This is a genomic window from Tamlana crocina, assembly GCA_040429635.1.
Taxonomy (GTDB): Bacteria; Bacteroidota; Bacteroidia; order Flavobacteriales; family Flavobacteriaceae; genus Flavisericum; species Flavisericum crocinum.
In genome coordinates this window covers 2,351,270-2,374,246 of record CP158972.1, presented here as the reverse complement: position 1 = coordinate 2,374,246, position 22,977 = coordinate 2,351,270, and the positions used below count along the sequence as shown (strand labels likewise).

The following is a 22,977-nucleotide window of genomic DNA, read 5'->3' as shown; positions in this document are numbered from 1 at the left end:
GTTTAATGCTAAATGGTTTAACAACTCAGCAAAAATACAAATTACTAACGTTTATCCTAGAGGGAATATTATTTTAAAAAATCTTCGGAAGGTAAATGATCAGCCCCACAATTACAGCAAAAACAGAGGCGATAAAAACCGCCCCTGCTGCTAAATCTTTTATTTTGCCTATTTTAATGTGGTATTCCGGGTGTATAAAGTTGGCTATTTCCTCAATGGCTGTATTGGCGCCTTCAATACTCATTACTAATGCGATGGCTAGAACTTGTATCATCCATTCGGTGGTTGAAATTTCAAAGTAAAAACCAGCTATGGTAACCAATACACCAATGCAAAACTGAATTTTTATACTGGGTTCGGTCTTTAATAACAACAACGCACCTTTAAAGGCGTAGCGCACACTTTTTGCCCGGTTAATTAAAAGTGGTTCTTTTTTATTATTCATAAAGAGCTTCTAGTGCTGCTTTGTAGTTGGGTTCATCTACGGTTTCGCTTACTTGTTCGGTGTATTTTACCGTGCCGTTTTCATCTAAAACCATCACGCAGCGGGAGTGCAGGCCTTCCAATGGGCCATCAACAAACTCCAATCCGTAGTCTTTTCCAAATTGCCCGGTTTTAAAGTCCGATAAACTCTCTACATTTTCAATGCCCTCTGCGGCACAAAAACGGGACTGCGCAAAAGGCAAATCGCGAGATATGCAAAGTACTTTAGTGTTTTCCAGTTCGCTGGCTTCTTTGTTAAATTGTCTTACTGATGCGGCACAAGTGCCTGTATCTACACTCGGAAAAATGTTCAATACCAGTTTGCTGCCTTTGTAGTTGGTTAAACTTTTTGTGGATAGGTCGGTTGCTGTCAATAAAAAATCGGGAGCTTTACTTCCGGTTTCAGGTAAGTTTCCAGCGGTGTTTATTTTGTTTCCTTTTAAAGTGATAGTTGCCATGTTATTTTGTTTTAAATTAAGTGATAAAAATAAGGAATAATTGTGCGTTAAATTGAAAATGATAAGTGAAATTTTAGCCCGTTTGTTAATATTATGTTAAAGCATCTGTTTTTAAAAACCGCAAAGTATTATGAATCGTTTGTAGTGTATAATCTAAAAAATCAAAATTATGAAAAAGTCAAATTTAATTGTCGCATTTGTTTTTACACTATCATTGTTTACAAGTCAATACATCACGGCTCAGAATAGTACGATGAAGGAAGATACCAAAATGGTTGGTGGTGCTGAAATGTACCCAAGTAAAGACATTATTGATAATGCTGTTAATTCAAAAGATCACACCACTTTAGTTGCAGCTGTAAAAGCAGCCGATTTAGTTGGAGTTTTAAAAAGCAAAGGACCTTTTACTGTTTTTGCACCAACAAATGATGCCTTTAGTAAACTACCCGATGGAACAGTAGATAGTTTACTTATGAAAGAAAACATGGCTGCATTACAGAATATTCTAAAATATCATGTGGTTTCAGGAAAATGGAGCGCTAAAGACATTATGGGAATGATAAAAAAAGGTAACGGAAAAGCTGAAATAGAAACCGTGAGCGGTGGAAAGCTAACAACTTGGATTAAAAACCACAATGTTTATGTTACTGATGAGAATGGAAACTCATCACAAGTTACTATTGCAGATGTAAACCAATCTAATGGCGTTATCCATGTTATTGATACGGTATTATTGCCTAAGTCTTAAAAAAAGATAGTATAATTATTAATTTAAAGCCATTCTTTTTAGATGGCTTTTTTTTATTGTTTACATTGTGTTGATAGGTTTTTTCAATAAACGGATAGTTTAAAAAAATGAATTTCGTATAGATTCAGGTTTAAAATTATTAATTTTATGGAAATGAACAACTAATAAAATCAAATTAATAATGGAGAATAAAATGCACTCAAATGGTTCGTCAATGGGCAAGTGTCCTTTTGGCCACGGAAGTAACACTGCTTCTAGTAAAACGGTTACAGAATGGTGGCCCGAAACTTTAAACTTGGATATTTTACACCAGCACGACACCAAAACTAACCCGTTTGGAAAAGATTTTAATTACCAAGAAGAATTAAAAAAACTGGATGTTGAAGCATTGAAGAATGATGTCCGTAATTTGATGACCGATAGTCAAGATTGGTGGCCTGCCGATTGGGGGCATTACGGAGGTTTAATGATTAGAATGGCTTGGCATGCCGCGGGAACGTACAGAGTAGCCGATGGCCGTGGAGGCGGAGGTACCGGAAACCAACGATTTGCGCCACTTAACTCTTGGCCCGATAACGCAAGTTTGGATAAAGCACGACGTTTACTTTGGCCGATAAAGAAAAAATATGGCAATAAAGTTAGTTGGGCAGATTTAATCATTTTAGCCGGTACAATGGCCTATGAAAGTATGGGGCTGAAAAGTTACGGATTCGCTTTTGGACGAGAAGATATATGGCACCCTGAAAAGGACATTTATTGGGGGGCTGAAAAAGAATGGTTAGCGCCAAGTGATGAGCGTTACGATAGCGTAGATAAACCCGATACCATGCAAAATCCGTTGGCAGCCGTGCAAATGGGGCTAATTTATGTAAATCCTGAAGGTGTCAATGGAAATCCAGACCCTTTAAAAACAGGAGCGCAAGTTCGGGAAACTTTTAAACGTATGGCTATGAACGATGAAGAAACAGTGGCGCTCACCGCTGGCGGACATACCGTTGGTAAAATGCACGGTAATGGCGATGCCAGTATTTTAGGTGAATCTCCCGAAGGAGCCAATGTGGAAGAGCAAGGTTTTGGATGGACCAACCCTACAAGAACTGGAGTTGGTCGCGATGCCGTTACCAGTGGTATAGAAGGGGCGTGGACTACCCATCCTACCAAGTGGGACAATGGCTATTTTGAAATGCTATTTAAACACGAGTGGGAGTCGGTTAAAAGCCCTGCGGGAGCTTGGCAGTGGGAACCTGTAAGTATAGCAGAGGAAGATAAACCCGTTGATGTTGAGGATGCTTCAATCCGTAATAATCCTGCAATGACCGATGCCGATATGGCCATGAAAATGGATCCTATTTACCGAGAGATTTCTTTGAAATTTAAAGAAGATTTTGAAGGGTTTTCAGATGCTTTTGCCCGTGCTTGGTTTAAATTAACGCACCGCGACATGGGACCTAAAGATCGTTGGTTTGGTCCGGATATACCTCAAGAAGATTTAATTTGGCAAGACCCTATTCCGAAAGGAAAGAAAGATTACGCTGTTGAGGCGGTTAAAGCTAAAATTTCAGATTCAGGATTAAGCATTTCTGAAATGGTTTCAACAGCTTGGGACAGTGCCAGAACGTTTAGAGGTTCAGATTTTAGAGGAGGGGCTAATGGTGCTCGAATCCGTTTAGCACCTCAAAAAGATTGGCCTGGAAACGAGCCAAAACGATTACAAAAAGTATTGTCTGTACTCGAACCGATTGCCAAAGAATTTGGAATCAGTGTTGCCGATACTATTGTTTTAGCTGGAAATGTAGGCGTTGAAAAAGCCATTAAAAATGCAGGCATGAACGTTAATGTGCCATTTGCTCCAGGGCGTGGCGATGCTACGGCAGAAATGACCGATGTGGAGTCTTTTGAATATTTGGAGCCAAAAGCCGATGGTTTTAGAAATTGGCTGAAAGAAGAATATGTGGTGAGTCCGGAGGAATTGCTTTTAGACCGTACTCAACTTATGGGTCTGACCGCTCCTGAAATGACTGCTTTAATTGGCGGCATGCGTGTTATTGGGACAAACCATGGCGGTACAAAGCATGGCGTGTTTACGAAAAACGAAGGTGCTTTGACCAATGATTTCTTTGTGAATTTAACCGATATGGCCTATAAATGGAAACCTGCAAAAGACGGTATTTATGAAATTGTAAACCGTAAAACGGGTGAAGTAAAATGGACAGCCACTCGTATTGATCTTGTTTTTGGTTCAAATTCTATCTTAAGATCTTATGCCGAAGTGTATGCTCAAGATGACAGTAAAGAAAAATTTGTGAACGATTTTGTTGATGCTTGGGTAAAAGTGATGAATGCCGATCGTTTTGATCTGTAAGTTTTCAGGTTGAATTACTACTGAATAGAAATTAAAAAGGAGCTGCTTTTGTTTTAAAAGCAGCTCCTTTTTTTTGCTAATCCATATCAAATCTTAGTCCGATGGAAATATTATTTTGGTCAGTTAATTGGTCTTTAAATAGGGGAGATAAATCGTATTTTGCATACAGTGCAACGTCGTCAAAAGCAATGTAACCACTTATTCCGTAAACTAAATTTGAAGTATTAAAACTGTGTTTCTGTTTGTCTTTTTTACGTTCGCCACCCATAGTATATTTTAGTTTTTGGCGAGTGCCAACATTAAAACCGCCATAACCACCAAAACCTATTTTGAACTTATTACTTGTTGAATATCTAAAATAGTTGTCGCGTTCAATCTTTTTTGAAGGCCCTAATTCAAAATGAACGGGAAACACCAAATTAGTTATCGATAGTTTTGATTTTTTAAGATTAGAAGGAAATTCCTCTAGAAAAGTTTGGTCATTTTGTTGAACAAAATATTGGTTATCGTTTGGTTTTAATCCGTTTATTTGAAAAGAAACCCCATATTTAAGTCTCAAAAAATTTGAGTTTTCAAAAACTCGGGTTTTCCAAGCCCACCCTGCTTCAAAGAACCGTGAGCCACCAAATTTGTATGGAGAATCGTTTAAACTTTCACCCTCAATAAAGGCATTGTTCAGTCCAAAAGCCAAAACGAACTCGCTGCTGGTACGCCTGTCGTATTTTTTTGGTTTGTCTTTGGGTTGTGTAATCGTATATGTCTCATCATTAATGACGATGCCAAAAACGTGTTTGTTTGCGGTTCTGTTCAAGCCGTAATCATTACGCTTTAAAAGTTCAATTTTATTGTTAACAATGGCTATTCGGTTTTCAATATTCAAAGCCGCTATTTTGGCCGCTTCCATTTTTAATTCCTGTGCCTCTTTTAAAGTGATTTCGCCGTTTTCAATTTTGGTGTTGATAGCTTCAACTTGAGTTTTTAAATGTTCTTTTTCTTCTTTTTCAATGGTTAACTTGACCTTTTCCAGCATCTCAATATTTTTTTCGTTCTTGATGGCCGGAATACTGTCTTGTGCAGGGATGAGTTGCACGCATAACGTGAATACCAGTAATATTAAGTACTTAATAATTGTTTGCATAACTGTTCGTTTTTAATGGGCTAAATTGGTTTTAGCATTGATTGATTGATTGATTTTCAGTATTTAAATTTGACAGAAATTACTAATCATTGCGTTGGGCTACCGCAGTTTTTACAGTGTTGTAACTTGCTTTTATGGCTTCAAAAACTTTGGTTCTAAAGGACTGATCGAGTTCGGCCTCAACACCTTGAAGCAATGCGTTGGCATCTACAACGCCAGTGTTTTTATCGATTATTCGATTTAATTTTATTTCCCGCTCGGCTATTTTTAAGAGCGCATCGATATCGGCATCTGTTACCTCTTGGGTTTGTTTGAGTTCGTGAACCTGCGCTACCACGTCTTGTATTTTTTGTTCCTCGAAAGTTAGAGATGAATTAATTGAGGGTTTGTCTAAAACCTTAGTATTTGACTTTTCGGGTACAGAAACAATCTCTGTTTGGGTATTGTTGAAATCTGGAGTAATTGTTGTGGTCTTTTCAGCGGGCTGCGTTTTCATGGGTTTTGGTTCTGGTTTTTGGGTATCAACCATTTTTACATCTTCAATGTTGTTGTTTGGTAAGATGTCGTTCTGTTCAGTTTTTGGAGTTGTAACTATTTTTTGTTCTTTTTCAATCGTGCTATTGGTGCTGAAAAATGGAGTTGCAACAAATGCTACACCAACAATGCTTGCGGCCACACCCAACCACCAATAGAGTTTGTTGTTATTGGGCTTTTGTTCATTATCCAAACGGTTTGAGAGTTTTTCCCAAGCTTGTTTTGAGGGCTGTAAGCTGCGTTTTTCCAGTTTATTTTTTAACTCCTCTTCGTATTTAAGTGGTGCCATAACTCGTTACTTTATTTATCTTTTTAATTTTCTCCTGAAGCATTTTTCGTGCTTTAAACAGTTGCGATTTTGACGTGCCTTTCGATATGTTGAGTATTTTGGCTATTTCAGGATGTTTGTAGCCTTCAATGGCATACATGATGAAAACCACTTTGTAGCCCTCGGGAAGTCCGTCGATTAATTCTTGAATCATGCTGACTTCAATATCAACATTGATGTGGTCTGCGTAAGCGTCTTGGATCGGAATGTCTTCCATTGAAAACTCAATCTTTTTTTGTTGCCTTAAAAAGGAAATAGATTGGCGAACCATAATTTTGCGGATCCACCCCTCAAAACTGCCTTCATTTTTAAAACTGGATAGGTTTTTGAAAACTTTAAAAAAGCCATCTAGCATCACGTTTTCGGCATGTTGTAGGTCTTTTATATAGTATCTGCAAACACTGAGCATTTTTGGAGCATACATCTCAAACAAAACGTGTTGTGCCTCACGATTCTGCTTAACAGCCTCTTTTATAAGCTGTGTTTCGTTTTTATGGAGTTGTATAACTTTCAAAAAAGATTTCATTTTTGCTTTCTATTTATAAAGACGCAGTTTTTTTGTAAAGGGTTGCCTGAGCAGTAATTATTTTTTTGTATTTCGGATTTAAAGTTAAGTATATAAATGTTTTTTTTGTTTTTAAGGAGAATGATGACGAAAATAGACCCAACCATAACGTTTACAGTTTTAAATACTTCAAAAAACGATTCTCTATTTATTGATGTGGGCATTAAGATTACTTTGGCTGTTTATTAACCCAAAATAATCTAAAAACATGAAAACAAATCTACTTTCTTTAATTGCCATATTTATAGTTGCGATTGGCTATTCGCAAACTTTTACGGATAATTTTATAAGCTATACTGTTACTTCAGCAACTACAGTTGAAGTAGCTGACTATGATGATGTAAATGGAAGCCCAACAGTAGTCATACCAGCTTCTGTAAGTTATAATTCTACAAATTATAGTGTAACAAGTATCAAATTTCTTGCTTTTCAAAATAGCACAATTACGAGTGTTGATATACCAGACAGCGTCACAATAATAGGTGTTGGTGCTTTTAGTGGCAGTACATTAAATACGGTTAGTATTGGCGATAGTGTTGTTACTATTGAAGGCAGTGCTTTTTTAAATTGTTCTTTAACTAATGTCACTATACCAGATAGTGTTACAAGTATTGGCAATTACGCTTTTCAGAATAACTCACTGGTAAATCTTTTTCTTGGAAATAGTGTAGCAACCATAGGAAATTGGGCTTTCACAAGTAATCAGTTAACAGCGCTTACCATCCCAAATAGCGTAACAACTATTGGAGATTTTACTTTTCAAGGTAACCCGTTAGCGTGTATTATTTCAGAAGCTACGGTACCACCTGCAATAACAACCAGTACTACTTCTGGTATGGATACGTTTAATACCAATCGTAGTAATATCGACTTATCAATACCAACAGGTACAGCAAGTACTTATGCGGCTGAAACATGGACTGGATTTAATAGTGTTACTGAAGGACTTGCAGGTACTTTTACAATTGATAACATCACCTATCAAATCAATCCTACACCAAATAATGAGGTTACAGTTATCGATTATAATACTGCTGGCGGAACAGTAGTGAATATTCCAGCTATGGTATCAAGTGCTTGTACTTCTTTTTCAGTAACTACTATTGGTGATTATGCTTTTCAAAATAAGGGATTGACTTCTGTAACGCTTCCGGATAGTGTTCTTATTATAAGGGAAAACGGCTTCTTTAATAATAGTATAGCAACTGTAACAATTCCAGATAGTGTCACTCAAATTAGTGATGGTGCATTTGCCAACAACAGTTTAACAAGTGTCGTTATTGGAAACAATGTTACAAGCATAGGGGAATACGCTTTTAGGTTTAACAGTATAGCAAGTTTAACGATTCCCGATAGTGTATTGAATATTGAAGAACTTGCTTTTGACTCTAATGTGATAACCAATTTAGATTTGGGTAATGGGGTTCAAACTATTGGAAATCTTGCGTTTAGGTTTAATCCTGGTTTACAGTCTGTAACTATTCCAGCCAGTGTGACTTCTATTGGCGAAGGAGCATTTGCAACACCAACATTAACGGAAGTAATAGCTTTGGGCGCTACACCTCCATCCATTATAACAAGTGGCACAACTACCGATACTTTCTCTACAGACCGAAGTAACATTCACCTGTACATTCCATCAGGTACAATGGGAGCTTATGTTACAAATTCTGGGGCTTTATGGACAGGTTTTAATCCAGTAACCGAAGGCGCTTTGGGGATTTCTGATTTTGAGCTTGATAATGATATAAAAGTCGTTTCAACCTTAAATCAAATTGAAATAAAACATTCCGAAAGCATCCAGCTGCAAGGTTTTAATATTTATGGAATGTCTGGTGCCAAAGTAATGGAAGGGAACAAAAATACTTTTACCACAGAAGTGCTTTCAAAAGGCATTTACATAATAGAACTGAATTTTGATAAAGGCAGGATGGCAAAAAAGTTTGTAAAGTAGATGATGCGTATAAACTCCACTACTTTTTAGGCTCATTCATTTTTTAATAACCGCAAGCATTTTATTCAGTTGCTTGCGGTTAGTTGTTAAATATATTGTTATTTAGCGTTTAGTTCGGTTGATTCTCTATGAAAGTATTTCAAATCTTTAGTGTTGTTTTAGTGCTTTTTTTGTCTTTTGGCAAAGTCGCTCTATCCCAAAATAGCCCAATAGATAGTCTCAAAATAGAGCTGATGGAGCATAGCGCAAACGATACTACAAGGGTACATCTTTTAAATGCATTGGCTTTTTCTTATTTTACCAGTGATGTTGCTTTATCTGTTGAATATTTGGAAGAAGCTAAAACAATCGCCGAAGTTATACATTTTGAAAAAGGAAAAGCAAGGAGTGTATATATTAAAGGGATAACAGAGGCTATACAATCAAATTATAATCAATCACTTAGGTATTATGACGAAGCGTTGAAACTATATGAAAATATTGGTTTTACAAAGGGAGTAGCAAATTGTTACAATGCCATTGGGATAGCATATAAAAACAAAGGAGAGTTAAAAACGGCAACTACATACCTTAAAAAAGCAATCGATATAGACGAGAAAATAGGAAGTAGCAATCTTTCTGCTAGCTTATTAAATTTAGGAACGGCTTATTCGGATTTGGGAGATTTTGATGAAGCCATTATCTATTTAAAAACGGCACTATCAATTGCCGAAAGTGAAAAAAACGAACAACGGGTTGCCTATAGTTTAAATAATTTGGGCACTATTTATAACCTTCAGGGCAATTCTCCTCTTGCTTTAGAACACTATAATAAATCTTTGTCCATCCATGAAAAACTTGGAGATAGCATCAGTATTGCCCATAACTTTTCAAATATGGCCTCTCTTTATAAGCTTCAAAAAAATAGTGAAAAGGCAATAAGCTATTATGAAAAATCTTTGGGTATTTACGAGCGAATCAATAACAGGCATCAAGTTGCCGCAACATTAAATGGCATTGGAGGAATCTACGAGGAAAAGGGAGATTACAAAAAGGCTCTACACTGTTACCTTAAAGCATTACGCATTGGTAAAGAGCTTGGGGCGAACAGCGAAACGGCATATATTTTAAACAACATAGGTGGCATTTATTTCGTGAATGGAGATTATGAAAAATCAGAACAACACTTCAAGGAAGCAAAAAATGTCAGCTTAGAAAATGGAAGTAAGGAAACATTGTGTGGAGCTTATTTAGGACTAGCTAGAATTAATATACATCAAAGAGATTATGGTATTGCTTTGGGTAATGTGCTCAAAGCAAAGAGGATTTCTGAAGAATCTGGGTTTTTAGAGTCTCAAAAACAAGCTTTTGAGATGCTTTCAGAAATTTATGCCAAAACAGGTGATTATAATAATGCATTTAAAAGTCATCAACAATTTAAAATATTAAACGATAGCCTGTTCAATAAGAAAAATATTGAGAAGATTGCACAACTAGAGTTTGAATACAAGTACCAACAAGCATTGGATTCTGCTAGCATAAGAGAATTGGAACTAACAAAAGCCGTAACCGATACCAATAAAAACTTAGCAAAAACGCAGCGTGATTATTTATGGGCTATTATAAGTGTGCTTTTGGTTTCAATTCTATTGGGCTCTTCAATTTTTTATGAAAAACTAAAAAACGAAAAAGCCAAAACGCAAAACGCCGTTATAGAACAGAAATTACTACGCTCGCAAATGACACCTCACTTTATATTTAATTCCTTATCGGTTTTACAGGGTATGATTTTAAATAAAGAAAAAACTAAGTCGATTCGTTATTTATCAAAATTCTCAAAGTTACTACGTATTACACTAGAAAATTCAAGGGAAAAAATGGTTTTGTTGTCACAAGAATTAACAGCCATAAAAGATTATTCGGCACTTCAAAACTTGGAAAGCGATAATTACAAATGTAATGTCTTAGTTGAAGGTATTATTGATGTTTCATTGTTTAAAGTTCCACCAATGCTCATCCAGCCATTTGTTGAGAATGCCATAGAGCATGCGTTCATCAAACAGCAAGACAATCGAAAAATTGAGGTTAAATTAGACTATGTAGACAAAAAATTAATTTGTACAATTACCGATAATGGTATAGGAATTAATTCTATGCCAAAGGGCAAAAATAAAAACAAGAATTCACTAGCCACAACCATAACATCCGAGCGTTTAAAAATATTGTCTAAAGATTTTAAAATGAAAGGATCTGTAACTATTGAAGATCGGCAGAAATATAACGAACCAGGCACAATGGTAACCTTAATCATTCCCCATGTTTTACTTAAAGTATAATGAAGACAATAATAGTAGAAGATAAGCCATATATTAGAAAAGGGTTGCTTAATTTATTGCAATTAACAGATATAAAAGTGGAAGTTGTAGGCGAATGCGGAAGCGTAAAAAAAGCCGTTGTTGTTGCTCGTACATGTAAACCAGATTTGGTGTTTTTGGATATTAACCTGACCGACGGAAATGCTTTCGATTTTTTAGAGCAAACCGAAAACCTTAATTTCAAGGTTATCTTTATTACGGCTTACGAGGAATATGCCTTAAAGGCTTTAAAGATTGGAGCGGTTGATTATCTTTTAAAACCTGTAGATCTGGAGGAACTTGAAATAGCTTTACAAAAAGTAAAAAAAATTCCTTTAGCAAAGCAAAAAGAGCAAGTTAAAGTAGTAAAGCAGGTGTTTTCTGGAGAGAAGCCCAAATTGATATTGTCGCTTCATGATAGTTTTCAGGTAATCGATTTAAGTGAACTTCTTTTTTGTGAATCAGATAAAGGATATACAACGTTTTATTGTGTTGGAAGTAAAAAATATATCGTTTCAAAAACCTTAAAGGATTTTGAGGAACAGCTTTCTACCTATAGTTTTGTGAGACCCCATCAATCGTATATGGTAAATTTGGAGTACATCGACAAATATGAAAAATCGGGTACTATTCATTTAAAAAACGGTAAAAAAATTCCTGTATCGGCTAGAAAGAAGGAACATTTTACAACAACATTTTTAAATTGGATGAATCGTTTTAGAATAGGTTAAAAATAAAATCCTTGAACAGTTTAAATTATGTCCAAGGATTTTAAGAACCTATATTTTAATAAAAATCACAACTATAGGTAGTATCTCACTTCAAACTACCCACCATATCTTCTGGTTTTACCCATTCGTCGTATTCTTCGGCAGTAACGTAGCCTAAATTAATGGCTTCTTCTTTTAAAGTCGTACCATTCTTATGAGCGGTATTGGCTATTTCTGCAGCTTTATAATAACCTATTTTAGTATTCAAGGCGGTAACAAGCATTAAAGAATTGTTCAGTAATTTAGTGATTACATCGTGGTTCGGCTCGATGCCAACAGCACAGTTTTCATCAAAACTTACGCAAGCATTTCCAATAAGTTCAGCAGATTGCAATACATTGGCAGCCATTACAGGCTTGAATACATTAAGCTCGTAGTGACCTTGTAAACCACCAACAGAAACCGCAACATCGTTACCCATAACCTGTGCGCATACCATGGTTAAGGCTTCGCATTGTGTTGGGTTAACTTTTCCGGGCATAATGGAACTTCCTGGTTCGTTGGCAGGAATAATAATTTCTCCAATTCCCGAACGTGGTCCAGAGGCCATCAATCTAATATCGTTGGCTATTTTATTTAAAGACACCGCCAATTGCTTTAAAGCACCGTGGGTTTCAACCAAAGCATCGTGCGCCGCTAACGCTTCAAATTTATTGGGAGCCGTTACAAACGGAAGTCCAGTAAACTCAGCAATGTATTCTGCTACACGTTTACTGTAGCCTTTTGGTGTGTTTAACCCGGTTCCAACGGCAGTTCCGCCAAGTGCCAATTCACTTAAGTGTGCTAAGGTGTTTTCAAGGGCTTTTAATCCGTAATCCAATTGCGCCACGTAACCAGAAAGTTCCTGACCCAATGTTAAAGGTGTAGCATCCATTAAGTGGGTTCTACCGATCTTAACCACATTTTTAAAGGCATCCGATTTTTTCTTTAGGGTATTGCGCAATTGCTTTACCCCAGGAATAGTAACTTCAACTATTTTCTTGTAAGCGGCAATGTGCATACCTGTTGGGAAGGTATCGTTAGAAGATTGCGATTTGTTAACGTCATCATTAGGCTGGATGGTTTTCTCGCCTTCGCCGATTACTTTTCCGGCCAATTGGTGCGCTCTGTTGGCAACCACCTCATTAACGTTCATGTTACTCTGCGTACCCGAACCGGTTTGCCAGATTACCAACGGAAATTGGTCGTCGTGCTTGCCTTCTAAAATTTCATCACAAACTTTAGCAATTAAATCACGCTTTTCAACAGGCAACACACCCAACTCACAATTAGTATAAGCAGCGGCTTTTTTTAAGTATGCAAAACCATAAACAATTTCTAAGGGCATAGATGCCGCAGGGCCAATTTTAAAGTTGTTTCTGGAACGCTCGGTTTGTGCGCCCCAAAGTTTATCGGCAGGCACTTGAACCTCGCCCATGGTATCTTTTTCTATTCGGTAACTCATTTTGATTATCGTTAAATTTTAAAGTGGCTAATTTAATGTTTTTAAGGGCTTTTTGGTGTGAAATTTTAGAGTTTTTATTAAGGGTTTTTAACATATAAATAACGGTTTATAATTTAAAAACCGCTAACAATTAAGTACATTAGCTTAGCAAATACGAATACATTTTGTGTTTGATTTTTAATAACTTTAACTAAATAAATAAAAACAATATCATGGCAACAATTAGATTAGGAGACGAAGCCCCAAATTTTACAGCGCAATCTACCGAAGGTGAAATCAATTTTCATGAGTGGCTTGGCGATGGTTGGGGGATTTTATTTTCGCATCCGGCAGATTACACGCCCGTTTGTACTACCGAATTGGGTACTGTGGCAAAATATAAAGAAGAGTTCGAAAAGCGTAACGTAAAAGTGGTAGCACTTAGCGTTGACGGATTGGAATCTCACAAAGGCTGGGTAAACGATATTAACGAAACCCAAAACACTACGGTAAATTTTCCGATTATTGCAGATGAAGACAGAAAAGTATCTGAACTTTATGATATGATTCACCCCAATGCCAGTGAAAAATTTACGGTACGCTCGGTATTTGTAATTGGTGATGACAAAAAAGTAAAGCTTATCATTACTTATCCGGCATCAACAGGACGGAATTTTGAAGAACTACTTCGTGTTATTGATTCGTTGCAATTAACGGCTTACCATAAAGTGGCCACGCCAGCTAACTGGAAACACGGTGAGGATGTGGTGATTTCGCCAGCGGTAACCAATGAGCAAATTCCAGATTTATTTCCTAAAGGGCACAAAGAAGTAAAGCCTTATTTAAGAATGACCCCGCAGCCGAATTTAAATTAGTGGAAAACTCTGTTAATAAATATTACGCCAATATTGTATAACAAAGGGCTTTGCACTATCTTTGCGTAAGATTTTTTAAAAGACACTTATTATTATGTTTGATTTTGACCAATATTTAGGCTTTTTAGCATTCTTAACTATCTTAACTATAGGGTTTTGGTTAATGATATTCTTGTTGACTTTTGTAATTCCTTACTGGATTGGAGGTTCGCTAATTGAAAGATTAAAAGAAATTAGAGAAGAAAAGAAAGCGAAACGCGAAGCGGCTCAATAATCACTCTAATATTTAAATACAAAAAAAGGAAGTTCAAGTTGAACTTCCTTTTTTTGTTGGCACCCATGTGGTGGGCTTAAAATCCCATATCGTCATCATCATCTCCGTTATTCTCACCTCTATTGCGTTCGCTGCGTTTCTTTTGTTGGTTGAAACGATACATTAACGACAGGTTGATTTGGCGTTGTCGCCACTGTCTTTCGCTATATCTTTCGTAAGAATCAGTGGTCGTGGTGCCTTGGTACTTTCTGGAATTTAGCAAGTCTCGCACGTTTAATGATACGGTCGCATTGTCATTGAAAATTTCTTTACTGAAAGCGAGGTCTATAGATAAAATACCGTCTCGTTCACCTTGCGTACTTTCTCTAGCACCCATATAAAAAGCATTGGTTTGCCAATCTATTTTGGCAGGTAATGTTATCTTACTACTCAATCGCCCAAACCAACTGGTATTTTTCACGCTATAGTCTTTACCATTAAATTCTCCATCGGTTTCAAATTGAAAAATATTAAAACTAGAATTTAACCTAAGCCATTTGTTGGGGTTGTAAAGCAAGCCAAATTCACCACCTGTTCTTTTGTTGGTCGATAAATTTACAGGAATGGTTCTAATGATATCGATACCATCAGTGGTTTGTAGTCCAGTATTTTCCTCAACACGCTCAAACGAATCGGTTTCATGTTGGTAATATACCGATGTGGTAAGTGTTAATTTGTCCCAACGTTTTAAATAGCCCAAATCGAAAGCGCTGGCAAAAGCAGGGCTTAAATTAGGATTGCCCTGAAAAATATTGGTTCTACTGGAACGCGATGGGAAGGGGTTGATGTACCACCCTCGCGGTCTATTAATCCTTCTGTTGTAGCCAAATGTAATGCTTTCTTCGGCATTGTCTTCATCGCCAGATAAATTATAAATAACGTTTACGGTAGGGAAGAGGCCCAGGTAGTTGTTGTTAAAATCTGTATCAATGGGGAAACCATAAAATTCTTCAAGTTCTTGGGCTGTTAACCTGGAATCTATTTTTCCTTTTAGCTGCGTGTTTTCCAAACGCAGTCCTAAAAGAAATGAAAATTGACCAAATTTGGTGCCGTATTGTGAGTAAAAAGCGTTAACGTTTTCGCTATAATCAAAAACATTCGATAGCGCATCGTTTACTTCCAAATTACCATTGTCTAGATTTTCTTGTTCCAATAAGTAATCAGTAACCGAGTTTTCGAAATTACCCCTGTAACCAGCTTCAAATCTAGCATTTTTACCTATGGGAAGCACATAATCTATTTGAAATAACGATTCGTTTTCGTCTTCATCTTGCGTGATGTTTTCAATTTGAAAAGGTTCGGCATTGGGTTGGCTGATAATATAATCTTCGTTATAATATGTAAACTGCTCCTTGTTACCGGTCTCAATTTGAATGTCGGCAGTAAGTTCATGACCGTTATCATCAAATTTTGTAATGTAATTTAAAGCAAACTGAAAATTTCCGCCATCTTCATTTTCCTTTTCCACACGTTGGGTTTGCTCCACTAAGTTATCATCAATAAAACGATCGCTTATGTTTATGCCAGTATCCCTATCTTGTCCGTAACGATAAAACACAGTGCCTGTTAGTGAGGTTTTTTTAGAAAGGAAATACTCCATGCCTAAACTAGTATTGTAGTTTCTGTTCAGGCGTTCAACATCTTCGTCTTCGCGAACCCTATCGACTTCATCTATATCTGCGTTAAAATAATCAGTATCACTAAAGCTGTTTCTTGGCGAATCAAAATAGCGGAACCCTAAATTAGAAAATAGGTTGAACTTTTCTGTACGGTAATTAAGATTAGTTGAAAGCCCTGCATTATCGGGATTTCCGACGGTTAAATTTACCGAACCATTAAAGCCTAAAGTTTCTTTTTGCCTTAAAATGATATTTAAAATTCCGGCAGTACCCTCGGCATCGTATCTGGCCGATGGCGAAGTAATCACTTCAACCCGCTCGATAGCTTCTGCAGGTAGTTGGCTCAACACGTTGGTGTCACCAAAACCGGCCATGGCAGAGGGTTTTCCGTTAATTAAAATCCTAACGTTTTCATTGCCCCGTAAGCTAATACCACCTTCAATATCGACGGATACGGAAGGCACGTTGTTCAACGCGTCGCTTACCGTACCACCGGCTGTGGTAAGGTCTTTTCCGATATTATAGATTTTTTTATCGAGCTTAATTTCAACAGTAGTTTTTTCTGCAATCACTTCAACGGCTTCGAGGGCTTCCATATTGACTTCCAATGAAATGGTGCCTAAATTTATGTCGTTGGACAAATCTTTGTTTTCGAGGGTGATTTTTTTGTATGAAATATATTCGATGGTAATATCGTAAAGCCCATTTTGCACAGGAATGCTGAATTCGCCATTTAAATCGGTAATGCCACCTTCAACTATTTTGTCCTTTTTTTTGCTAAAAAATGCCACAGTTGCATATTCCAAGGGTTGTTGGGTTTCTTTGTCGATAACTTTTCCTGAAACAATTATTTTTTTGTCGGGCAGATTTGTGATGCTTTTAGGTTGGGCAAAAGCAATTGAAAAAATAAAAAGAGAAAAAATAGTAACTAAGGTTCGGGTCATGATTAGGTTTGATTAATACATATAAATACTCAAACTATAGACACTGTTAGAAGTCTATAGTTTAAAACGGAACCTGTTAAATTGAAGTTAATTAAAATGAAGAAATGTTAAAAACAAAATTAAAGTATGTCATTGATCTTTTCGGTAGGTCGTCCAATTACAGCTTTATCGCCATTTATCACAATAGGGCGTTCAATGAGTTTTGGATTTTTAACCATGGCAGAAATAATTTCAGCATCACTTAAACCTTTGTCTTTAAAGTTTTCTTTCCAAACGGCTTCATTTTTTCTAACCAGCTCAATTGGTGAAATGCCTAATAAATCAATGATCTTTTTAAGTTCGCTTTCGGTGGGTGTATTTTCCAAATATTTTACAACTTCAAAATCTTTTCCAGATCCTTCGAGTAGTGCTAAGCCTTGTCTAGATTTTGTACATCGGTTGTTGTGGTATATGGTAATCATGATAAGTTTATTTGATAGTTTTTTAATGCTTCTTTAAGCTGCTCTGGATTTTTAAAATGAATGCCGTTAATGCCCAATTGGTGGGCTGCTTCAATATTTCTTAAATTATCGTCAATAAAAATGGCATTTTCGGGAGCGATATTGAAGCGATTTAACGTGATGTCATAAATTTCCTTGAACGGTTTTCTGGTCTTTTCATCGCCCGAAACGACAATGCCTTCAAACCACTTTAAAAACTGAAATCTGTTTTGCGCAATAGGGAAGGTTTCGGAACTCCAGTTTGTTAACGCGACAATTTTAAATTCCTTCGAATCGATTAATTGTTTCAAAACATCAACTGTGCCTTCAATGGCACCGCCAAGCATATCTTCCCATTGGCCATAAAACAGTTGAATATATTCTTCGTATTCCGGAAATTTTTTAACCAAATCGGCGGTGGCTTTTGCTAACGGATAGCCCGCATCTTGGTTTTCATTCCAATCGCTTGTGCAAATATTTTCCAAAAACCATTTTGTTTTTTCCTTATCGTCATTAAAGGCTTTCAGGAAAACATACTCTGGATTCCAGTCTATTAAAACACCTCCCAGATCAAAAATGATAGTGTCAATTTTAGCCATAATCTATAGAGTAGAGGAGTCTTCTTCTTTTTGGCCCATCATCATTAAGTATGCTTTTAGGAACGCATCAATGTTGCCATCCATAACGGCATCCACATTTCCGGTTTCGTGTCCGGTGCGAACGTCTTTAACTAATTTATATGGATGCATCACATAATTTCGAATCTGGCTGCCCCATTCTATTTTCATTTTCCCGGCTTCAATATCGTCGCGCTGCTCCATTTGCTTTTGCAGTTCGATTTCGTATAACTGAGACTTTAGCATTTGCATAGCGCGAGCACGGTTGTCGTGCTGTGAACGGGTTTCTGAACAGGATATTTGAATACCAGTGGGCTTGTGTGTTAACTGCACTTTGGTTTCCACTTTGTTTACGTTCTGTCCGCCAGCACCGCTAGAACGGGCTGTGGTGATTTCGATATCGGCAGGGTTGATTTCAATTTCAATGGTGTCATCAACCAACGGATAAACGTAAACGGATACAAAACTGGTGTGACGTTTGGCGTTACTGTCAAACGGGGAAATGCGTACCAAACGGTGTACGCCGTTCTCGCCTTTTAGCCAACCGAAGGCAAAATCGCCGTCAATTTCTAAAGTAACGGTTTTGATACCAGCCACGTCACCTTCCTGAAAGTTAAGTTCCTTGACTTTAAAGCCGCTTTTTTCGGCATACATTAAATACATGCGCATAAGCATGCTGGCCCAATCGCAGCTTTCGGTGCCACCCGCGCCAGCCGTAATTTGTAACACGGCGCTCAGACTATCTCCCTCGTCAGAAAGCATGTTTTTGAACTCCAGTTTTTCAATAAGTTCTAAGGCTTCCTCAAACTTGTTTTCTACGTCTTCAGCACTAGCTTCTTCCTCTTTGAAAAACTCGTAAAGAACTTCGAGGTCTTCCACTAAAGTTTTGCCACTATCATAGTCTTTTATCCAACTTTTTTTCTCCCTGAGTGATTTCATCACCAATTCAGCCTGTTTGGAGTCGTTCCAAAAATTGGGGTCGAAAGTTTGTTCTTCTTCGTTTTGTATTTCTATCAGTTTGGCATCTATGTCAAAGATAGTGCCTAAGTTTGTCTAGGCGGGTATTCAGATCTTTAATTTGATCGGATGTTATCATTATAATTTGTTTTTTGCAAAAATAGTGTTTAATGGGTAGAAAGTTGGATTATCTAGCTTTTGTTTTTACTGTTAAATATAATTACTATTTTTCGGTTGAATAAAAATAAATTGAAGCCAGCTTTAAGTGCTTCGCTACCAGTTTACATGAAAAAAAGCTATCCTAAATTTTCTGTGTTACTTCCCGAAGGCGATAGTAACTTACTGCCTTTTGTAGTAAATTGTTTATCCCGAAAAAGAGGGGTAAATATCTATGTAATTTCAAATAACCCGAAGGCAGAGGTTAGAAAATCGAATAAAATCAAAAACTTTTCCAGTTACCCAAAGGCAAAATCAGAAGAGGAATGGGTTGCTAACTTAAACACAGAAATGAAAAGGTTTAAGATAGATATTATTTTACCTTTTGATGAGTTTGGGATACAGGCTGCAATTAAATTTAAAAATCAAATTCTACAAAATGAAAAGCTGGTGTTTTTGCCCAGTTTAGAGCATTTTTTGCTATCGAACAACAAAGGCGCTTTGGCTCAGCATATGAAAGAGCATGGTGTTTCCGCTCCAAGTACGTTTCTGTTTGAAAAATACGAGATTTGCAAAAAATCACCTATTGATTTCCCTATTATATTAAAACCCCTTGAAGGCTATGGAGGTGGTCGTGGTATACATAAATTTGAAGATAATGATTCTATGCAATCGTTTTATTCTTCAAATACGGTGGAAGTGCCTTATTTGATTCAGAGTTACATTGAAGGTTATGATATTGATTGCAGCGTTTTGTGTAAAAACGGAGAAATTTTGGCATATACTATTCAAAAAGGCTTTTTAGCTGGGACTGAAAAATTTGGACCCAATGTAGGGGTTGAATTTTTATACAGGGACGACATGCTTAACGTGGTGAAGCGTTTAATGAAATCACTAAACTGGAATGGTGTGGCCCATATCGATATGCGGTACGATAAAAGTGATGGGAGTTATAAAGTTGTTGAAATCAACCCTAGGTTTTGGGAAACCACCGAAGCTTCCGAAATTGCTGGTATAAATTTCCCTTTTTTGTACTGCTTGTCCTTTTTGGGAGTTGAGTTTAACCAACCGAAGTTTCAACAAACTAAGTTTTTAAATTTAATAGGATTGAGTAAATCCATAAAAAAGAACAAGTGGTTTGTATTCAACCTAAAATTTATTCTTGGAAATACGCCTTTAAAATATTATTTAACAGATCCAAAACCTATGTTGAGTATTGTTTTTAACAAATTGAAAAGTGTTTTTAGGTAATTCGAAAATAAGAGGGCTTATTAATTTATGGCCCATGTAAATCAGCTATGATTTGGTGTCTTTATCTATTAAACTTTATATTCTTTTTCGGTAGAAGGATAATTGGTTATTTTCGTTTAAAAATCTAAGAAGCCAAACTTGAAATTAAGTCTATCAAAAAAATATTTAGGGTATTCTACTTAAACAAATCCATCCCCGGAATATTAGGCATGCCTTCCTTAGCTAGCGCTGCCAGCTCGGCTTCATTCACTTTGGTAGCTTTTTCAATGGCTTTGTTTAGGGTAAGGATTAAGTAGTCTTCAAGCTGCTCTTTGTCTTCAAGCAATTCGTCGGCCATTTCAATAGATTTTATGGTTCGGTTGGCCGTTAAAGTAATTTTTAACTTTCCGTCTTTACTGCTTTCGTCAACCAAAACGGTATCCAATCGCTTTTTGGTTTCTTCTACTTTCTTTTGGGTTTCTTTTAGTTTGCCCATCATGTTCATCATATCACCAAACATATCTTTTTAATTTTGAAGTTGCCATGCAAAACTATATAAATTTCCTATTTTTGAGCCCTTAAATTTCAAGAATAAAATTGTTTCCGTTGAAAAATATCATGCAAGCCCCAGTAGCAAAAAAAATACCTGAAAGGTTAAGTATTCATGGCGATACTAGAATTGATAATTATTATTGGTTGAATGACCGTGAAAACCCAGAGGTTATAGACTACCTAAATGCTGAAAACGCTTATACGAAGCAGCAAATGGAACACACCGAAGCGTTTCAAAAGCAGTTGTTCGAAGAGATGAAAGGCAGGATAAAGGAAGATGATACTTCGGTGCCATATAAACTCAACGGATACTGGTATTTAACACGTTACGAAAAAGGAAAGGATTACCCTATTTATGCTCGAAAAAAGGACTCTTTGGATGCACCGGAAGAAATATTGTTCGATTGTAACAAAATGGCCCATGGGCACGCATACTTTAATTTAGGAAGCATAGCCATAAGCCCTGATAATACCATGGCGGCCTTTTCGGTGGATACCGTGAGCAGGCGCCAATACAACATTCAGGTTAAAAATTTAGTGACAGGCGAGGTGTTCTCCGATAAAATATTGAATACCACTGGTAGTGTGGTTTGGGCCAACGATAACAAAACTTTGTTTTATGCGATGAAGGACGAAGTAACCCTGCGTTCGCATAAAATCTTTAAGCATGAACTGCATACCGATACCAAAACTGATGCAGAGGTGTACCACGAAACCGATGAAACTTTCCATACGTTTGTGTACAAATGTAAATCAAAGAAATATATTGTTATTGGTTCGTCCAGTACATTGTCTTCGGAATACAGGGTACTGAATGCCGATACGCCGAATGGCGATTTTAGGATTATTCAAGAGCGTATGCCCGATATGGAATATTCAGTATCCCATTATAATGACAGTTTTTATATTATTTCGAATGTCGATGGCGCTACCAATTTCAAACTTTCAAAAACCGATGAAAACAAAACAGGAATTGAACATTGGAAAGACGTTATTACACACAGAAAAGAAGTGCTTTTAGAGGATATCGAAATTTTCAAAAATTATTTGGTGCTGAATGAGCGGGAAAACGGACTCAATAAATTACGAATAATGAGTTGGGACGGAAACGAGGATTATTACTTGCCGTTCAATTCTGAAACTTACACGGCTTACGTGGGCAATAATTCCGATTTTGAAAGTCCGGTGTTACGTTATGTGTACAATTCCTTAACTTCTCCAACAGCGGTTATCGATTATAATTTCAAGACGAAACAAAGTGAAATAAAAAAAGAACAACAGGTTTTAGGTGGTACGTTTAACAAAGAAAACTACGAATCAAAGCGTGTATGGGCCACCGCAAGAGATGGTGTTAAAATCCCAATTTCGTTGGTGTACAGAAAAGGAGTGAAGTTAGATGGCTCCAATCCGTTGCTCCAATACGCTTATGGTTCTTACGGCTCTACTATAGACCCTTCATTTTCTAGCATCCGATTGAGTTTATTGGATCGTGGATTCATTTATTCCATTGCGCATATTCGTGGTGGTGAATATTTAGGAAGGGATTGGTACGAAAACGGAAAATTGTTGACCAAAAAGAACACCTTCACCGATTTTATTGATTGTTCAAAATATTTAATCGAAGAAAAATATACGTCGAACAAGCATTTGTATGCTTACGGTGGTTCAGCTGGAGGATTACTCATGGGGGCGGTAATAAATATGAATCCCGAACTTTATAACGGTGTTTTGGCAGCAGTACCCTTTGTTGACGTGGTAACTACGATGTTAGATGATACTATCCCTCTAACAACTGGAGAATATGACGAATGGGGAAACCCCAATCAAAAGAAGTTTTACGATTATATGAAATCATATTCACCTTACGATAATGTTGAAGCTAAAGACTACCCGAATATGTTGGTCACTACCGGCTTGCACGATTCTCAAGTACAATACTGGGAGCCTGCAAAATGGGTAGCGAAGTTACGTGAGCTAAAAACAGACCATAATAAATTGCTGCTGCATACCGATATGGATGCGGGGCATGGCGGTGCTTCTGGGCGTTTTGAGAGTTTAAAGGAAGTGGCCCTAGAGTACGCCTTTTTACTAGATTTAGAAGGAATTCATGGTCAGTAAAAAAAAAAGTTTTATTTTTGT

20 protein-coding genes are annotated in these 22,977 nt (G+C 36.9%); 9 read left to right on the top strand and 11 right to left on the bottom strand.

Translation table 11 applies throughout. The features are described 5' to 3' along the window. Nucleotides 1-73: 73 nt before the first annotated feature. Nucleotides 74-445, bottom strand: coding sequence for a diacylglycerol kinase family protein (locus ABI125_10570; protein ID XCF05166.1), 372 nt, complete (start codon nt 443-445; stop codon nt 74-76). Then, nucleotides 438-941 (bottom strand): thiol peroxidase, encoded by a 504-nt coding sequence (gene tpx, locus ABI125_10565; GenBank protein XCF05165.1) that lies wholly within the window; start codon nt 939-941, stop codon nt 438-440. The genes ABI125_10570 and tpx overlap by 8 nt, the downstream gene beginning before the upstream one ends. A 253-nt stretch (nt 942-1,194) precedes the next feature. On the opposite strand from tpx, the gene ABI125_10560 reads away from it, so the two are divergent. Together ABI125_10560 and katG are read left to right on the top strand one after the other, a co-directional pair. Then, entirely contained in the window at nt 1,195-1,689 is a 495-nt protein-coding gene (locus tag ABI125_10560; GenBank protein XCF07900.1) for a fasciclin domain-containing protein, read from the top strand. A gap of 181 nt (nt 1,690-1,870) precedes the next feature. Continuing rightward, nucleotides 1,871-4,051 carry a catalase/peroxidase HPI gene (katG, locus tag ABI125_10555; GenBank protein XCF05164.1) on the top strand — a complete coding sequence of 727 codons (2,181 nt, stop codon included), beginning with the start codon at nt 1,871-1,873 and terminating at the stop codon, nt 4,049-4,051. A gap of 76 nt (nt 4,052-4,127) precedes the next feature. On the opposite strand, the gene ABI125_10550 is transcribed toward katG, so the two are convergent. The 3 genes from ABI125_10550 to ABI125_10540 form a co-directional block, all read right to left on the bottom strand. After that, nucleotides 4,128-5,189: a hypothetical protein gene (locus tag ABI125_10550; GenBank protein ID XCF05163.1), complete on the bottom strand. Its 1,062-nt coding sequence runs from the start codon at nt 5,187-5,189 to the stop codon at nt 4,128-4,130. An 82-nt stretch (nt 5,190-5,271) separates the two neighbouring features. After that, the gene (locus ABI125_10545) at nt 5,272-6,012 is read right to left on the bottom strand and encodes a hypothetical protein (protein ID XCF05162.1); all 741 of its coding nucleotides are present in this window, start codon (nt 6,010-6,012) and stop codon (nt 5,272-5,274) included. Then, entirely contained in the window at nt 5,999-6,565 is a 567-nt protein-coding gene (locus tag ABI125_10540; protein XCF05161.1) for an RNA polymerase sigma factor, read from the bottom strand. Before ABI125_10540 ends, ABI125_10545 begins: the two co-directional genes overlap by 14 nt. 259 nt (nt 6,566-6,824) lie before the next feature. Between ABI125_10540 and ABI125_10535 the strand changes: the two genes are divergently transcribed. The 3 genes from ABI125_10535 (at nt 6,825) to ABI125_10525 (ending at nt 11,634) form a co-directional block, all read left to right on the top strand. After that, nucleotides 6,825-8,570, top strand: a complete 1,746-nt coding sequence (locus ABI125_10535) for a leucine-rich repeat domain-containing protein (GenBank protein ID XCF05160.1) — start codon at nt 6,825-6,827, stop codon at nt 8,568-8,570. 128 nt (nt 8,571-8,698) lie between these two features. After that, nucleotides 8,699-10,885: a tetratricopeptide repeat protein gene (locus tag ABI125_10530; GenBank protein ID XCF05159.1), complete on the top strand. Its 2,187-nt coding sequence runs from the start codon at nt 8,699-8,701 to the stop codon at nt 10,883-10,885. Then, complete coding sequence (locus tag ABI125_10525) at nt 10,885-11,634, top strand: LytTR family DNA-binding domain-containing protein (GenBank protein ID XCF05158.1); 750 nt, start codon at nt 10,885-10,887, stop codon at nt 11,632-11,634. The genes ABI125_10530 and ABI125_10525 overlap by 1 nt, the downstream gene beginning before the upstream one ends. Before the next feature lie 85 nt (nt 11,635-11,719). Here the strand turns inward: ABI125_10525 and fumC are convergent, their stop codons facing one another. Further along, the gene (fumC, locus tag ABI125_10520; protein ID XCF05157.1) at nt 11,720-13,117 is read right to left on the bottom strand and encodes a class II fumarate hydratase; all 1,398 of its coding nucleotides are present in this window, start codon (nt 13,115-13,117) and stop codon (nt 11,720-11,722) included. 212 nt (nt 13,118-13,329) lie between these two features. Between fumC and ABI125_10515 the strand changes: the two genes are divergently transcribed. Further along, a complete protein-coding gene (locus ABI125_10515) occupies nt 13,330-13,971 on the top strand; it encodes a peroxiredoxin (protein ID XCF05156.1) in 642 nt (213 codons plus the stop codon). A gap of 94 nt (nt 13,972-14,065) precedes the next feature. Continuing rightward, nucleotides 14,066-14,245 (top strand): hypothetical protein, encoded by a 180-nt coding sequence (locus tag ABI125_10510; protein ID XCF05155.1) that lies wholly within the window; start codon nt 14,066-14,068, stop codon nt 14,243-14,245. A 76-nt stretch (nt 14,246-14,321) separates the two neighbouring features. Here the strand turns inward: ABI125_10510 and ABI125_10505 are convergent, their stop codons facing one another. The 4 genes from ABI125_10505 to prfB all read right to left on the bottom strand — a co-directional run bounded on the left by ABI125_10505 (nt 14,322) and on the right by prfB (nt 19,039). Then, nucleotides 14,322-16,847, bottom strand: coding sequence for an outer membrane beta-barrel protein (locus ABI125_10505; GenBank protein ID XCF05154.1), 2,526 nt, complete (start codon nt 16,845-16,847; stop codon nt 14,322-14,324). A 119-nt stretch (nt 16,848-16,966) separates the two neighbouring features. Then, nucleotides 16,967-17,308: an arsenate reductase (glutaredoxin) gene (arsC, locus tag ABI125_10500; GenBank protein ID XCF05153.1), complete on the bottom strand. Its 342-nt coding sequence runs from the start codon at nt 17,306-17,308 to the stop codon at nt 16,967-16,969. Continuing rightward, a complete protein-coding gene (locus tag ABI125_10495) occupies nt 17,305-17,925 on the bottom strand; it encodes an HAD family phosphatase (GenBank protein XCF05152.1) in 621 nt (206 codons plus the stop codon). Before ABI125_10495 ends, arsC begins: the two co-directional genes overlap by 4 nt. Before the next feature lie 3 nt (nt 17,926-17,928). After that, nucleotides 17,929-19,039, bottom strand: a protein-coding gene (gene prfB, locus ABI125_10490) for a peptide chain release factor 2 (protein ID XCF05151.1) whose coding sequence is annotated in 2 segments (ribosomal slippage) — nt 17,929-18,975 and nt 18,977-19,039 — 1,110 coding nt in all. Because the reading frame shifts where the segments join, the coding sequence is not laid out codon by codon here. A 110-nt stretch (nt 19,040-19,149) separates the two neighbouring features. Between prfB and ABI125_10485 the strand changes: the two genes are divergently transcribed. Beyond that, complete coding sequence (locus ABI125_10485; GenBank protein XCF05150.1) at nt 19,150-20,307, top strand: ATP-grasp domain-containing protein; 1,158 nt, start codon at nt 19,150-19,152, stop codon at nt 20,305-20,307. A 175-nt stretch (nt 20,308-20,482) separates the two neighbouring features. On the opposite strand, the gene ABI125_10480 is transcribed toward ABI125_10485, so the two are convergent. Continuing rightward, entirely contained in the window at nt 20,483-20,806 is a 324-nt protein-coding gene (locus ABI125_10480; GenBank protein ID XCF05149.1) for a YbaB/EbfC family nucleoid-associated protein, read from the bottom strand. A 98-nt stretch (nt 20,807-20,904) separates the two neighbouring features. On the opposite strand from ABI125_10480, the gene ABI125_10475 reads away from it, so the two are divergent. Next, entirely contained in the window at nt 20,905-22,956 is a 2,052-nt protein-coding gene (locus ABI125_10475) for a S9 family peptidase (protein XCF07899.1), read from the top strand. Nucleotides 22,957-22,977 lie beyond the last annotated feature (21 nt).

Bases quoted from the DNA above. Each gene is read 5' to 3' on its own strand.
- ABI125_10535 (XCF05160.1), top strand. From the start codon at position 6,825: ATGAAAACAAATCTACTTTCTTTAATTGCCATATTTATAGTTGCGATT.
- ABI125_10560 (XCF07900.1), top strand. From the start codon at position 1,195: ATGAAGGAAGATACCAAAATGGTTGGTGGTGCTGAAATGTACCCAAGT.
- ABI125_10545 (XCF05162.1), bottom strand. From the start codon at position 6,012: ATGGCACCACTTAAATACGAAGAGGAGTTAAAAAATAAACTGGAAAAA.
- ABI125_10525 (XCF05158.1), top strand. From the start codon at position 10,885: ATGAAGACAATAATAGTAGAAGATAAGCCATATATTAGAAAAGGGTTG.
- ABI125_10510 (XCF05155.1), top strand. From the start codon at position 14,066: ATGTTTGATTTTGACCAATATTTAGGCTTTTTAGCATTCTTAACTATC.
- tpx (XCF05165.1), bottom strand. From the start codon at position 941: ATGGCAACTATCACTTTAAAAGGAAACAAAATAAACACCGCTGGAAAC.
- ABI125_10530 (XCF05159.1), top strand. From the start codon at position 8,699: ATGAAAGTATTTCAAATCTTTAGTGTTGTTTTAGTGCTTTTTTTGTCT.
- fumC (XCF05157.1), bottom strand. From the start codon at position 13,117: ATGAGTTACCGAATAGAAAAAGATACCATGGGCGAGGTTCAAGTGCCT.
- katG (XCF05164.1), top strand. From the start codon at position 1,871: ATGGAGAATAAAATGCACTCAAATGGTTCGTCAATGGGCAAGTGTCCT.
- ABI125_10515 (XCF05156.1), top strand. From the start codon at position 13,330: ATGGCAACAATTAGATTAGGAGACGAAGCCCCAAATTTTACAGCGCAA.
- ABI125_10550 (XCF05163.1), bottom strand. From the start codon at position 5,189: ATGCAAACAATTATTAAGTACTTAATATTACTGGTATTCACGTTATGC.
- ABI125_10495 (XCF05152.1), bottom strand. From the start codon at position 17,925: ATGGCTAAAATTGACACTATCATTTTTGATCTGGGAGGTGTTTTAATA.
- ABI125_10475 (XCF07899.1), top strand. From the start codon at position 20,905: ATGCAAGCCCCAGTAGCAAAAAAAATACCTGAAAGGTTAAGTATTCAT.
- ABI125_10480 (XCF05149.1), bottom strand. From the start codon at position 20,806: ATGTTTGGTGATATGATGAACATGATGGGCAAACTAAAAGAAACCCAA.
- ABI125_10505 (XCF05154.1), bottom strand. From the start codon at position 16,847: ATGACCCGAACCTTAGTTACTATTTTTTCTCTTTTTATTTTTTCAATT.
- arsC (XCF05153.1), bottom strand. From the start codon at position 17,308: ATGATTACCATATACCACAACAACCGATGTACAAAATCTAGACAAGGC.
- ABI125_10570 (XCF05166.1), bottom strand. From the start codon at position 445: ATGAATAATAAAAAAGAACCACTTTTAATTAACCGGGCAAAAAGTGTG.